This is a genomic window from Micromonospora sp. AMSO31t (genome assembly GCF_008868175.1).
Taxonomy (GTDB): Bacteria; Actinomycetota; Actinomycetes; order Mycobacteriales; family Micromonosporaceae; genus Micromonospora.
The window spans coordinates 1-11,959 of the sequence record NZ_WBKT01000177.1 but is presented as its reverse complement, the minus strand read 5'-3'; the positions used below and the strand labels follow the sequence as shown (position 1 = coordinate 11,959).

Genomic DNA, 11,959 nt, shown 5'->3' with positions numbered 1-11,959 from the left:
CCCGTCCTCCGCCCCCACCAGACCCGCCACGGTGGTGAGGTCCCGCCGGTAGGCCGCCAGGGTGTGCGGGGAGGGCTTCCGGGTGGCCCGGGCGGTCAGGAAGTCCTCGATCAACCGCCCTACCGGTTCGTCCGGTTTGTCATGCATAAGGCATATTATGCATGATTTTCGCGTTCCCGCCAGCCGCCGGTGCGGGGGAGCGACCCCGGAAACCACTTGTCGCCGCACCCAGACTGGTTCCGTGGTGGAGATCGCCGAAGAACTCGTGCGCCGGCTCGTCGCCGCGCAGTTCCCGCGGTGGGCGCACCTGCCGGTCACCGCGGTGGACCGGCAGGGGTGGGACAACCGGACGTTCCGCCTCGGCGACGACCTCGTCGTCCGGCTGCCCAGCGCCGAGGGCTACGTGCCCGGCGTCGCCAAGGAGGACCGCTGCCTGCCGGTGCTGGCCCGCCACCTGCCGCTGCCCGTGCCCGAACCGGTGGCCACCGGCGTCCCCGGCGCCGGCTACCCGTACCCCTGGTCCGTGCGGCGCTGGCTGCCCGGGGAGACGGTGGAGGCCGCCGCGGAGGTCGACCGGCCGGGCCTGGCGCGTGACCTCGGGGCCTTCCTGACCGCGCTGCGGCGGGCGCCCACGGCCGGCGGCCCGGTGGCCGGGCGGCACTCGAGCTTCCGGGGCTGCCACCCGAGCGCCTACGGCGACGAGGTGCAGGACGCCCTGGACGTGCTGCGCGGGCGGGTGGACACCGCGGCGTGCCGGGACGTCTGGGCGCGGGCGCTGGTCTCGGCGTGGCAGGGGCCACCGGTCTGGTTCCACGGTGACGTCGCCGCCGGCAACCTGCTCGTCTCGGGTGGGCGGCTGTGCGCGGTCATCGACTTCGGCACCTGCGGTATCGGTGACCCGGCGTGCGACCTGGTGCCGGCGTGGACCTGGTTCGCCGGCCCGGAGCGCACCCTGTTCCGGGAGGCGGCCGGCCTGCCCGACGACGCCTGGCGGCGCGCCCGCGGCTGGGCGCTGTGGAAGGCGCTCATCCAGCTGGCGCGCCCGGACGGCCGGCATGAGGAGCAGGTGCGGATCCTGGCGGCGGTCCTCGCCGACCCGGTGGTGGACTGACACCGGGGAAGCCCCCGAACCTGTCTACTCGACATAATGTACATTATCGAATCTGACTGTGAGGGCCTGGTCAGGGCTGGAGGTCGACGATTCCCTTGCCGCTGCGGACGTCGAACGGCACCGAGACCTGGTCGTGCGCGATCAGCCACCTGCCGTCGATCTTCTCGAAGCAGAACGTGACCCTGACCCACATGCCGTTCGTCGCCGTCCCGTCCCTCAGGGTGCCGCTGAGACGGCCGAAGCCGTGCCCGAACGCCACGTCGTCACCGACCGTGAGAGTCAGGTCGCGGACCTCGTAGGACACGGTGTCGAAGATCGCGAACACGGCCGCCCAGTTCGTGAGCTTCGCGTCCACCCCGACGTGCTGCAGCGGCGGCTCGACGTCGAAGGACACCACGTCCGCCGTGTAGAGCCGCCGCAGGCCCTCGAGATCCTTGTTCCGGAGTCCTTCGACGATCTCGTTGACCTGCTGTCGGATCGTGGCTTCGTCCGCCTCGTGTCGCCTCGGCATCGTTTCCCGCACCTCTCCTTCGCTCGCAGTCTCACGGAACTGGTGGCCATGGCAGGCGCGTTCAGCGGCGCAGGCTGATCTCGCGCTCCATGTGCGACAGCTTGTGCGGGTTGCGCACGGCGTAGAGCCCGGTGACGAGGCCGTCGTCCATGCGCACCGCCAGGACGGCGTCGATCTCGTCGCCCTGCTGGAGGATCAGCGCCGGGTAGCCGTTGACCTGTGCCGGCCGCACCGACATCAGCTCGGCGATCCGGCCCAGCCCGACGGCCAGCAGGCGGGCCACCTTGTCGGCACCCACGACGGGCCGCGGGACGGCCTGCTTGACTCCCCCGCCGTCGCCCAGGAAGACGACATCCGGTGCGAGGATGTCGAGCAGGGCCTGCAGGTCGCCCGTGGCGGTCGCCTTCTGGAACGCCTCGAGCGCGTCCCGGGTCTGCGCGGCGGACACGGCCCCGCGCGGGCGGCGGGCGGCGACGTGTCCCCGTGCCCGGTGGGCGATCTGGCGGACCGTGGCGGGGCTCTTGTCGACGGCTTCGGCGATCTCGTCGTACCCGAGGTCGAACACGTCGCGCAGCACGAACACGGCCCGCTCGGTGGGTGTGAGTGTCTCCAGCACCAGCAGCATCGCCATGGAGACGCTGTCGGCCAGCTCGACGTCCTCGGCCACGTCGGGTGCGGTCAGCAGCGGCTCGGGCAGCCAGGAGCCGACGTAGGACTCCTTGCGGCGGCCGAGGGTGCGCATCCGGGCGAGTGCCTGGCGGGTGGTGATCCGGACCAGGTAGGCGCGCTGTTCCCGCACCGTGGCGAGGTCGACGCCCACCCAGCGTAGCCAGGTCTCCTGCAGGACGTCCTCGGCGTCGGCGGCCGAGCCGAGCATCTCGTAGGCGACCGTGAAGAGCAGGTTGCGGTGGGCGAGGAACACCTCGGTGGCGGGGTCCGGGCGGTCGTCGGGTGCGGTCTGCGCCGTGCCGGCCATGGGTGGCTCCTGTTCGGTGTCGTCGGTCTCCCCCATCAGATGCCGGGCCGGGTCGTCGTGTGACACCGGAACGGCGGCGATGGTTGTGGTGCTCGTCACGCGGGTGTGCTGTCACGGTGATGGGGTGGCCCGGCATCTCGTGGTCGTCCGATCGACAGCACGAGGGAGGACGAGCCATGGATGCCCGGTTCGACATGTTCGCCAACGAGATCGCCGTCAAGTTCGCCAAGCGGTTCGCCAACGCCGCTCTGGTGATCCACCAGTCGCCGCTGCCGAGTTCCACGCAGGAGCTGGTGTCGCTGCGCGCGAGCCAGATCAACGGCTGCGGGTGGTGTATCGACATGCACACCAAGGAGGCGGCGGCCGCCGGTGAGACGCCGGTGCGGCTCAACCTGGTGGCCGCGTGGCGCGAGTCCACGGTGTTCACCGAGGCCGAGCGGGCGGCGCTGGCGCTCGCCGAGGAGGGCACCCGGTTGGCCGACGCCCACCTGGGGGTGTCGGACGAGACGTGGGAAGCGGTGCGCAAGCACTACGACGACGACCAGATCGCGGCGCTGGTCGCCCTGGTCGCGTTGATCAACGCGGCGAACCGGATGTCGGTGATCGTGCACCAGCGGGGTGGTTCCTACGAGCCCGGCATGTTCGCCGCCGCGTTGCGGTGATCGACGGTGGTTGCGGCGCGGCCCGGGATCGTCCAGGCCGGGCCGCTCCCCCGGCGTCGGGCCGGCGTCGGGACGGGGTGGCGCGGCGGCCACTCCGTCCCGCTGCCGGGCGCGCGTCGGTCAGGCGCCGACGTAGGCGGCGAGGTGTTCGCCGGTGAGGGTGGAGCGGGCGGCGACGAGGTCGGCGGGGGTGCCCTCGAAGACGATCCGGCCGCCGTCGTGGCCGGCGCCGGGACCGAGGTCGATGATCCAGTCGGCGTGTGCCATGACGGCCTGGTGGTGCTCGATGACGATGACCGACTTGCCGGAGTCGACGAGCCGGTCGAGCAGGGCGAGCAGGTGCTCGACGTCGGCGAGGTGCAGGCCGGTGGTGGGCTCGTCGAGGACGTAGACGCCGCCGCTGTCGGCCATCCGGGTGGCCAACTTGAGGCGCTGCCGCTCGCCGCCGGAGAGGGTGGTGAGCGGCTGGCCGAGGGTGAGGTAGCCGAGGCCGACGTCGGCGAGCCGGTCGAGGATCTTGTGGGCGGCCGGGGTGCGGGCCTCGCCGGCGGCGAAGAACTCCTCGGCCTCGGTGACGGACATGGCGAGCACCTCGCTGATGTCGCGGCCGCCGAGGTGGTATTCCAGGACCGATGCCTGGAACCGCTTGCCCTCGCACTCCTCGCAGGTGGTGGCGACGCCGGCCATCATGGCGAGGTCGGTGTAGATGACGCCGGCGCCGTTGCAGGTGGGGCAGGCGCCTTCGGAGTTGGCGCTGAACAGTGCGGGCTTGACGCCGTTGGCCTTGGCGAAGGCTTTGCGGATGGGGTCGAGCAGGCCGGTGTAGGTGGCCGGGTTGCTGCGCCGGGAGCCGCGGATGCCGCTCTGGTCGACGGACACGACGCCGTCGCGCCCGGCCACGGAGCCGTGGATGAGCGAGCTCTTGCCGGAGCCGGCGACGCCGGTGACGACGACGAGCACGCCGAGGGGGATGTCGACGTCGACGCCCTGGAGGTTGTGGGTGTGGGCGCCGCGGACCTCCAGCGCGCCGGAGGGGGTGCGGACGGAGGGCTTGACGTGGGCCCGGTCGTCGAGGTGCCGGCCGGTGAGGGTGCCGCTGGCGCGCAGCCCCGCCAGGGTGCCCTGGAAGACGACTTCGCCGCCGGCGGTGCCGGCGCCGGGGCCGAGGTCGACGACGTGGTCGGCGATGGCGATGGTTTCGGGTTTGTGCTCGACGACCAGGACGGTGTTGCCCTTGTTGCGCAGTTGCAGCAGCAGGTCGTTCATCCGCTGGATGTCGTGGGGGTGCAGCCCGATGGTGGGTTCGTCGAAGACGTAGGTCACGTCGGTGAGCGAGGAGCCGAGGTGGCGGATCATCTTGGTGCGCTGCGCCTCGCCGCCGGACAGCGTGCCGGAGGGCCGGCTGAGGGAGAGGTAGCCGAGCCCGATCTCGACGAACGAGTCGAGGGTGTGCTGCAGTTTCGCCAGCAGCGGCGCCACCGACGGCTCGTCGAGGCCGCGGACCCACGCGGCGAGGTCGTTGATCTGCATGGCGCAGGCGTCGGCGATGCTGATGCCGGCGATCTTGGAGGAGCGGGCGGCCTCGCTGAGCCGGGTGCCGTCGCAGTCGGGGCAGGTGGTGAAGGTGACGACCCGTTCCACGAAGGCGCGGATGTGCGGCTGCATCGAGTCGACGTCCTTGGACAGCATCGACTTCTGGATCTTCGGGATCAGGCCCTCGTACGTCAGGTTGATGCCCTCGACCTTGATCTTGACCGGCTCCTTGTAGAGCAGGTCGTGCAGCTCCTTCTTGGTGAACTTGCGGATCGGCTTGTCCGGGTCGAAGAAGCCGCAGCCGCTGAAGATGCGGCCGTACCAGCCGTCCATGCTGTAGCCGGGGACGGTGAGCGCGCCCTCGTTGAGCGACTTGCTGTCGTCGTACAGCTGGGTCAGGTCGAAGTCGGTGACCGCGCCGGTGCCCTCGCAGCGGGGGCACATGCCGCCGGTGATGCTGAAGCTGCGGCGCTCCTTCGTGGTCTGGCCGGCGCGTTCGATGGTGACCGCGCCCGCGCCGCTGATCGAGGCGACGTTGAAGGAGAACGCCTGAGCCGAGCCGATGTGGGGTTGGCCGAGGCGGCTGAAGAGGATGCGCAGCATGGCGTTGGCGTCGGTGACGGTGCCGACGGTCGAGCGGGGGTTGCCGCCCATCCGCTCCTGGTCGACGATGATCGCGGTGGTCAGCCCGTCGAGGACGTCGACCTCGGGCCGGGCGAGCGTCGGCATGAAGCCCTGCAGGAAGGCGCTGTAGGTCTCGTTGATGAGCCGCTGCGACTCGGCGGCGATGGTGCCGAACACCAGTGAGCTCTTGCCGGAGCCGGAGACGCCGGTGAAGACGGTCAGCCGGCGCTTCGGGATCTCGATGCTGACGTCCTTGAGGTTGTTCTCGCGTGCCCCCTGCACGCGGATCAGCTCATGGGTGTCGGCGACGTGCTGCGCGGGCGACGGGCTGTCCGTCCTCGTGGCCGTGCTCATCGTGTCTCCATCTGTCGCGTGGGCCGCGTCGCGGCCCCGTCCGGCGTCGGCTGGCTCGATCTGATCAGGTCCGTACGACAGATCAGCGCAGCTCCTTGATGCGGATCAGGTTGCCCGCGGGGTCGCGGAACGCGCAGTCGCGGACGCCGTAGGGCTGCTCGATCGGCTCCTGGACCACCTCGGCGTCGCCGGCCTGGACCTTCTCGAAGGTGCCGTCGAGGTCGTGGGTGGCCAGCAGGATCCACCCGTAGGTGCCCTTGGCCATCATCTCCACGATGGTACGGCGTTCCTCGTCGGTGACCCCGGGGTCGACGGCCGGGGGCGCCAGCAGGATGGACGTGTCGGGCTGCCCGGCGGGGCCGACGGTGATCCAGCGCATCCGGCCCTGTCCCACGTCGTTGCGGACCTCGAATCCGAGGATGTCCCGGTAGAAGGCCAGGGAGGCGTCCGGGTCGTCGTGCGGGAGGACGGTGGTGTTGATGGTGATGTCCATGGCAGTCAGGCTAGGTGCGGCGTGAGGGGCGGCGCTTCTCGATTCCTGATCGGTCTGGTCACCTGTTTGGCCACGCACGGGGGCAGTTCGGCGGCGCCGCCGGCGGCCGCGCGGGCCCGGTAGGTGCTCGGCGGGATGCCGACCAGCTCGGTGAACCGGGTGCTGAAGGTGCCCAGCGAGGAGCAGCCGACCGCGAAACAGACTTCGGTGACGCTGAGGTCGCCGCGGCGCAGCAGCGCCATGGCCCGTTCGATGCGGCGGGTCATCAGGTAGGCGTACGGGGCCTCGCCGTAGGCGAGCCGGAACTGGCGGCTGAGGTGGCCGGCCGACATGTGCGCGCCGCGGGCGAGGGCCTCGACGTCCAGCGGCTGGGCGTACTCGCGGTCGATGCGGTCGCGGACGCGGCGCAGCCGGGCGAGGTCGCGCAGGTGCTGCGCCGGGTCGGAGCTGCTGGTCACCTGCCAGATGGTGCCACGCGGGGTGGGGGTTGCCCACCGCGTTCCCGTCCGTGTCGACGCGCCGTCGGCGGCCGGTCAGCGGGTCCGGGCGTCCCGGCGGGCGGCCACCACGCTCCAGCCGACGGCGGTGGCGAGCGTGAGGACCACCACGGCGAGGGTGAGCCAGACCGGCAGTTTGCCCACCGGGGTCTCGGCGAGGATCAGCTTCACCCCGGCGAACGCGAGCAGCACCGCGAGCCCGTAGCGCAGGTAGCCGAAGTGCCGCAGCAGGCCGGCGAGGCAGAAGTACAGGCTGCGCAGCCCGAGCACGGCGAAGGCGTTCGCCGTCCAGACCAGGAAGGTGTTGGTGGTGATGGCGAGGATCGCCGCGACCGAGTCGATCGCGAAGACGACGTCGGTGGCCTCGATCGCCACGAGCGCGACCAGCAGCACGGTGCCCTTGCGGCGGCCGTCGACCCGGGCGGTGAAGCGGCCGTCGTGGTAGCGGGAGTCGGTGGGTACCAGCCGGCGGAAGAGCCGGACGGCGACGTTGCGGTCGGGGTCCACGTCCGGCTCGCCGCGCACGGCGAGGCGCCAGCCGGTCCAGATGAGGAACGCGCCGAGCACGAGGCCGGCCCAGGTCAGCCGGTTGAGCAGTTCGGCGCCGGCGAAGATGAACACCAGCCGGAAGCCGAGCGCCCCGAGCACCCCCCAGAAGAGCACCTTGTGCTGGTACGCGGGGGGCACCCGGAAGTAGCCGAACAGCAGTGCGAAGACGAACACGTTGTCGACGGACAGCGCCTTCTCCAGCAGGTACCCGGAGTAGTACGCCACCGCGGGGCCGCTGCCGCGCCACAGCCAGATCACCAGCCCGAAGCCGATCCCGGCGGTGATCCACACCGCGCTCCAGAGCAGCGCCTCGCGCAGTTCGATGACGTGGTGGTCGCGGTGGGAGAACACGTCGACGGCGAGCATGACGGCGATGACCGCGCCGACGGCCACCCAGGCCCAGGCCGGCGCCGCGAAGGTGGTTCCCTCCATCCGGCGTCCTCCGCATCCGGCCCGCAGGCGCGGCGGCGGACCGCGTCGCCCCCGAGCCTAGGCGAGCCGCGGGCCGGGGGGCGGCGGTCCGGCCAAGTCCCCCGGCCGGGTCGGCTCAGCGCAGCCGGCGGGCGCCGAACCGGGTGGGCGGGTCGGCGATGGCGTCCTGCGCGGCGACGAGTTGCAGCTCCCGGGTGCCGGCGGCGAGGGTGGCCTCGAGGACGGCGTAGATGGAGTTGGTGGTGCGCTCCAGCGCCGTCTCCGGGGACCCGCTGGTCGCGAGGTGGGCCAGGTAGAGGGCGGCGGTGACGTCGCCGCCGCCGTTGGGGGTGATCGGCAGCAGCGGCGTGGTGACCGCCCACGCGCCGTCGTCGGAGACGGCCACGACCTCCAGCGACCCGGCGGGGACGTCGCCGTGCAGCACGCTGGTGACCAGCACGTGCCGCGGCCCGGTGGCGCGGACGGCGTCGACGGCGGCGAGCAGGTCGTCGACGGTGTCGGTGGTGCGGCCGGCGAGGAACTCCAGCTCGAACTGGTTCGGGGTGACGATGTCCGCGCGGGGCACAACGGTGTCGCGCAGGTACTCGGGGATGCCCGGCCGGACGAACATGCCGCGGCCGACGTCGCCCATCACCGGGTCGCAGCAGTACAGGGCGTCCGGGTTGGCGGCCTTCACCCGCGCGACCGCGTCGAGGATCACCGCGCCCATCGCCGGGTCGCCCTGGTAGCCGGAGAGCACCGCGTCGGCCGTGCCGAGGACGCCGCGGTCCTCGATGCCGGCGATCACCTCGGCGACGTCGGCCGGGGGCAGCAGCGGCCCGCGCCAGGCGCCGTAGCCGGTGTGGTTGGAGAAGTGCACGGTCAGCACCGGCCAGACCTCGTGGCGGAGGCGTTGCAGCGGGAACACGGCGGCGGAGTTGCCGACGTGCCCGTAGGCGACCGACGACTGGATGGACAGGATCTTCACCGGCTCATCGTCGCATCCGCGGTGGCGGCGCTGGTCAGGTGTCGCTGCGCAGCCGGGCGTGCACGTGCATGTCGTGCCAGCCGTCGGTGTGCCGGGCGGCACCGCGCTGGGTGCCCTCGGCGGCGAGGCCGGCGCGTTCGGCCACGCGGCAGGAGGCCGGGTTGGCGGTGGAGTGGCGCAGCCACACGCGGTGCAGGCCGAGCCGGTCGAAGCCGAAGGCGGTGAGCGCGGTCAGGGCGCGGGCGGCGACGCGCCGGCCCCGGGCGGCGGGCAGCACCCAGTACGACACCTCGGCCTGGGCCTCGGGCAGGTCGAGCGCGCGGAGGCTGATCTGGCCGAGCACACCGGTGTGGTCGGTGACCGCCCAGCCGGCGCCGGTCTCGTGCCGCCAGCGGCGCGGCCAGGAGTCGATCCAGTCGCGGGCCTCGTCGTCGTTCATGGCGCGGCAGTGCCAGCGGCGTACGGCCGGGTCGGCGTACGCGGCGAGGACGGCGGGCCGGTCGTCGGGGTGCCAGGGGCGCAGGAGCAGGTCGCCGGCGGCGAGGTCGGGTTGGGGCTGCCCGGCGAGGGCGCCGGGAGGCAGAGCCGGGGTGGTGAGCAGCGGCATGCGTTCATGATCCGCCACGACGGGCGGTGACGGCGGAGTCGACGGCCGGTGCGGGGCCCCGGGAGGGGGTGACCGTTCGGCTCAGGGTTTCGACCGTCCGGCGCGTGGCGGGTTTCGCCGCGGCGCCTGCCGGGGGCATGAACGGGTGTCTCGCCATTCTCCCGAGAGGAAGCACCCATGCTTTCCGCACTCGATCGTCGGCACACCGTCGCGCCGCCGGGCTACAGCCGTTGGCTGATACCGCCCGCGGCGCTGGCGATCCATCTCTGCATCGGGCAGGTCTACGCGACAAGCGTGTACAAGAACTCGCTGATCGCGCACTTCGACACGGGTCAGACGGCGATCGGGGTGATCTTCAGCATCGCCATCGTGATGCTGGGGCTGTCGGCCGCGGTGGCGGGCACGTGGGTGGAGGCGAACGGGCCGCGCAAGGCGATGTTCGTCTCGGCGTGCTTCTGGGCGGCCGGCTTCCTGGTCGGCGCGCTGGGCATCGCCACGGAGCAGCTGTGGCTGCTGTACCTGGGCTACGGGGTGCTGGGCGGGATCGGGCTGGGCATCGGCTACATCTCCCCCGTCTCCACGTTGATCAAGTGGTTCCCGGACCGGCCCGGCCTGGCGACCGGGTTGGCGATCATGGGGTTCGGTGGTGGGGCGATGGTGGCCTCTCCCCTGTCCCGGCAGCTGCTGTCGTTCTACGACCCGGGGTACGACCCGGCGAACGCCGGCTCGACGGCGTCGGGCAGCGCCCTGGTGTGGCTGTTCCTGACGTTGGGCGTCGGCTACTTCGTGATCATGATGTTCGGGGTGTTCAACGTGCGGGTGCCCGCGGCGGACTGGCGGCCGGCCGGGTTCGATCCGGCGAAGGTGGCGGCGAAACCGCTGGTGACCACGGCGAACGTGTCGGCGGCGAACGCCGTGAAGACCCGGTCGTTCTGGCTGCTGTGGGTGGTGCTGTTCTGCAACGTGACGGCGGGGATCGGGATCCTGGAGCAGGCCAGCCCGATGATCCAGGACTTCTTCCGGGACAACGGGACCTCGGCGGTGTCGGTGGCGGCGGCCGGTGGGTTCGTGGGCCTGCTGTCGCTGTTCAACATGGCCGGCCGGTTCGCCTGGTCGTCGACGTCGGACGTGATCGGCCGCAAGCCGATCTACCTGGTGTATCTCGGGGTCGGGATGGTGCTGTACGTGCTGCTGGCCCTGTTCGGGCAGGCGGCCACGGCGCTGTTCGTGCTGTTCGCGTGCGTGATCCTGTCGTTCTACGGCGGCGGGTTCGCCACGGTGCCGGCGTACCTGCGGGACCTGTTCGGCACGTTCGAGGTGGGCGCGATCCACGGCCGGCTGCTGACCGCGTGGTCGGCGGCCGGGGTGGCCGGCCCGCTGATCGTGAACGCGTTCCTGGACGCGCAGGGCAAGCCGGGCACGTTGACGGCGGCGGCGTACCGGCCGGCGCTGTTCACGATGGTCGGGGTGCTGGCGGTCGGTTTCGTGGCGAACCTGCTGATCCGGCCGGTGCCGGAGCGGTTCCACGAGCCGGCGTCGGCGCCGGACGGTGTCGAGGGTGCGCAGCCGGTGACGGCGGAGAGGAGCGGGTCGTGAACGAGCAGGCCGGTGGCGGGCAGCGGATCCGCCTCGTGGTGTCGTGGGTGGTGGTGTCGGCGCTGCTGGGATACGGGGTGGTGCAGACGCTGATCACGGCGGCGAAGCTGTTCACCCACTGACGGAAGCGGCGGCCCGGGGGCGCATGCCCCGGGCCGCCGCCTTGTCAGAGGCCGCCGGCGACGCGCAGGACGGCGCCGGTGGTGTAGGTGGCGTCGGGGCCGAGGAGGAACGCGACGGCGCCGGCCACCTCGTCGGGTTCCCCGGCGCGGCCCAGCGGGACGCGGCCGGCCGCGGTGTCGGGGCGGTCGGGCACGCCGGACAGGGCGTGGATGTCGGTGCGGATGATGCCGGGGGCCACGGCGTTGACCCGGATGCCCTGCGGGGCGAGTTCCTTGGCGAGGCCGACGGTGAGGGTGTCGGTGGCGGCCTTGACCGCCGCGTAGTGGATGTACTCGCCGGGGCTGCCGAGGGTGGCGGCGGCGGAGGAGACGTTGACGATGGCGCCGCCGCGGGTCATCTGGCGGGCGGCCTGCTGCGCGCAGAGGACGTACCCGACGAGGTTGACGTCGACGACCTGGCGCAGGTCGTCGACGCGCAGGTCGGTGAAGGGCCCGATGGGGCTGGTGATGCCGGCGTTGTTGACCAGGCCGGTGAGGGGGCCCAGCGCCGCGGCGGCGTCGAAGAGGCGCTGGACCTGGTCGGGGTCGGTGGTGTCGGCCGGGACGGCCACGCCGCGGCGGCCGGCGGCGCGCACGTCGGCGAGGACGCCCTCGGCGGCGGCGTGGTCGCTGCGGTAGCCGATGACGACGTCGTGGCCGGCGGCGGCGAGCCGGCGGGCGGTGGCCGCGCCGATGCCGCGCCCCCCACCGGTGACGATGGTGACGGAGGTCAATGTGCTCTCCCCTGCCCTTGCGGTGCAGGTGACGTTACCGTGAGCGGCGCGGCACCCGGGTGGAGAGGACGGTCACACATGACGCGGGCGTTGGTGCTGGGTGGCGGCGGGGTGACCGGGGTGGCCTGGGAGTTGGGGCTGCTGGCCGGGCT

13 protein-coding genes and 1 pseudogene are annotated in these 11,959 nt (G+C 72.2%); 4 read left to right on the top strand and 10 right to left on the bottom strand.

The genetic code is table 11. The features are described 5' to 3' along the window. Positions 1-147: pseudogene (locus F8274_RS26570) on the bottom strand (integrase); the annotation flags it as partial. Positions 148-241: 94 nt separating this feature from the next. On the opposite strand from F8274_RS26570, the gene F8274_RS26565 reads away from it, so the two are divergent. After that, a complete protein-coding gene (locus F8274_RS26565; protein ID WP_151465094.1) occupies positions 242-1,111 on the top strand; it encodes an aminoglycoside phosphotransferase family protein in 870 nt (289 codons plus the stop codon). Between the two features lie 70 nt (positions 1,112-1,181). Here F8274_RS26565 and F8274_RS26560 read toward each other — a convergent pair whose 3' ends face one another. Both F8274_RS26560 and F8274_RS26555 read right to left on the bottom strand, forming a co-directional pair. Beyond that, complete coding sequence (locus F8274_RS26560; protein WP_151465093.1) at positions 1,182-1,622, bottom strand: nuclear transport factor 2 family protein; 441 nt, start codon at positions 1,620-1,622, stop codon at positions 1,182-1,184. A 61-nt stretch (positions 1,623-1,683) separates the two neighbouring features. Further along, positions 1,684-2,598: an RNA polymerase sigma-70 factor gene (locus F8274_RS26555; RefSeq protein WP_151465095.1), complete on the bottom strand. Its 915-nt coding sequence runs from the start codon at positions 2,596-2,598 to the stop codon at positions 1,684-1,686. A 176-nt stretch (positions 2,599-2,774) separates the two neighbouring features. On the opposite strand from F8274_RS26555, the gene F8274_RS26550 reads away from it, so the two are divergent. Next, entirely contained in the window at positions 2,775-3,260 is a 486-nt protein-coding gene (locus tag F8274_RS26550) for a carboxymuconolactone decarboxylase family protein (protein WP_151465092.1), read from the top strand. A 120-nt stretch (positions 3,261-3,380) separates the two neighbouring features. Here F8274_RS26550 and F8274_RS26545 read toward each other — a convergent pair whose 3' ends face one another. The 6 genes from F8274_RS26545 to F8274_RS26520 form a co-directional block, all read right to left on the bottom strand. Next, on the bottom strand, positions 3,381-5,771 hold the full coding sequence (locus tag F8274_RS26545) for an excinuclease ABC subunit UvrA (RefSeq protein ID WP_151465091.1): 2,391 nt from the start codon (positions 5,769-5,771) through the stop codon (positions 3,381-3,383). Between the two features lie 82 nt (positions 5,772-5,853). Next, on the bottom strand, positions 5,854-6,264 hold the full coding sequence (locus F8274_RS26540; protein ID WP_151465090.1) for a VOC family protein: 411 nt from the start codon (positions 6,262-6,264) through the stop codon (positions 5,854-5,856). A 5-nt stretch (positions 6,265-6,269) separates the two neighbouring features. Then, positions 6,270-6,722, bottom strand: coding sequence for a helix-turn-helix transcriptional regulator (locus F8274_RS26535; protein WP_151465089.1), 453 nt, complete (start codon positions 6,720-6,722; stop codon positions 6,270-6,272). A 75-nt stretch (positions 6,723-6,797) separates the two neighbouring features. Further along, positions 6,798-7,742, bottom strand: coding sequence for a TerC family protein (locus tag F8274_RS26530; protein ID WP_151465088.1), 945 nt, complete (start codon positions 7,740-7,742; stop codon positions 6,798-6,800). A 115-nt stretch (positions 7,743-7,857) separates the two neighbouring features. Then, positions 7,858-8,709: a pyridoxal kinase PdxY gene (gene pdxY, locus F8274_RS26525; protein ID WP_151465087.1), complete on the bottom strand. Its 852-nt coding sequence runs from the start codon at positions 8,707-8,709 to the stop codon at positions 7,858-7,860. 34 nt (positions 8,710-8,743) lie between these two features. Beyond that, complete coding sequence (locus tag F8274_RS26520; RefSeq protein ID WP_151465086.1) at positions 8,744-9,316, bottom strand: GNAT family N-acetyltransferase; 573 nt, start codon at positions 9,314-9,316, stop codon at positions 8,744-8,746. A gap of 177 nt (positions 9,317-9,493) precedes the next feature. Here F8274_RS26520 and F8274_RS26515 point away from each other — a divergent pair, with 177 nt between their 5' ends. Continuing rightward, on the top strand, positions 9,494-10,912 hold the full coding sequence (locus F8274_RS26515; protein ID WP_151465085.1) for an OFA family MFS transporter: 1,419 nt from the start codon (positions 9,494-9,496) through the stop codon (positions 10,910-10,912). Continuing rightward, positions 10,909-11,034, top strand: coding sequence for a hypothetical protein (locus F8274_RS32395; protein ID WP_255474588.1), 126 nt, complete (start codon positions 10,909-10,911; stop codon positions 11,032-11,034). The genes F8274_RS26515 and F8274_RS32395 overlap by 4 nt, the downstream gene beginning before the upstream one ends. A 44-nt stretch (positions 11,035-11,078) precedes the next feature. Here the strand turns inward: F8274_RS32395 and F8274_RS26510 are convergent, their stop codons facing one another. Next, entirely contained in the window at positions 11,079-11,807 is a 729-nt protein-coding gene (locus F8274_RS26510) for an SDR family NAD(P)-dependent oxidoreductase (RefSeq protein ID WP_151465084.1), read from the bottom strand. Between the last annotated feature and the right edge of the window lie 152 nt (positions 11,808-11,959).

Coding starts and splice junctions, on each gene's coding strand:
- F8274_RS26560 (WP_151465093.1), bottom strand. CDS start 1,622: ATGCCGAGGCGACACGAGGCGGACGAAGCCACGATCCGACAGCAGGTC.
- F8274_RS26555 (WP_151465095.1), bottom strand. CDS start 2,598: ATGGCCGGCACGGCGCAGACCGCACCCGACGACCGCCCGGACCCCGCC.
- F8274_RS26550 (WP_151465092.1), top strand. CDS start 2,775: ATGGATGCCCGGTTCGACATGTTCGCCAACGAGATCGCCGTCAAGTTC.
- F8274_RS26545 (WP_151465091.1), bottom strand. CDS start 5,771: ATGAGCACGGCCACGAGGACGGACAGCCCGTCGCCCGCGCAGCACGTC.
- F8274_RS26540 (WP_151465090.1), bottom strand. CDS start 6,264: ATGGACATCACCATCAACACCACCGTCCTCCCGCACGACGACCCGGAC.
- F8274_RS26530 (WP_151465088.1), bottom strand. CDS start 7,742: ATGGAGGGAACCACCTTCGCGGCGCCGGCCTGGGCCTGGGTGGCCGTC.
- F8274_RS26520 (WP_151465086.1), bottom strand. CDS start 9,316: ATGCCGCTGCTCACCACCCCGGCTCTGCCTCCCGGCGCCCTCGCCGGG.
- F8274_RS26515 (WP_151465085.1), top strand. CDS start 9,494: ATGCTTTCCGCACTCGATCGTCGGCACACCGTCGCGCCGCCGGGCTAC.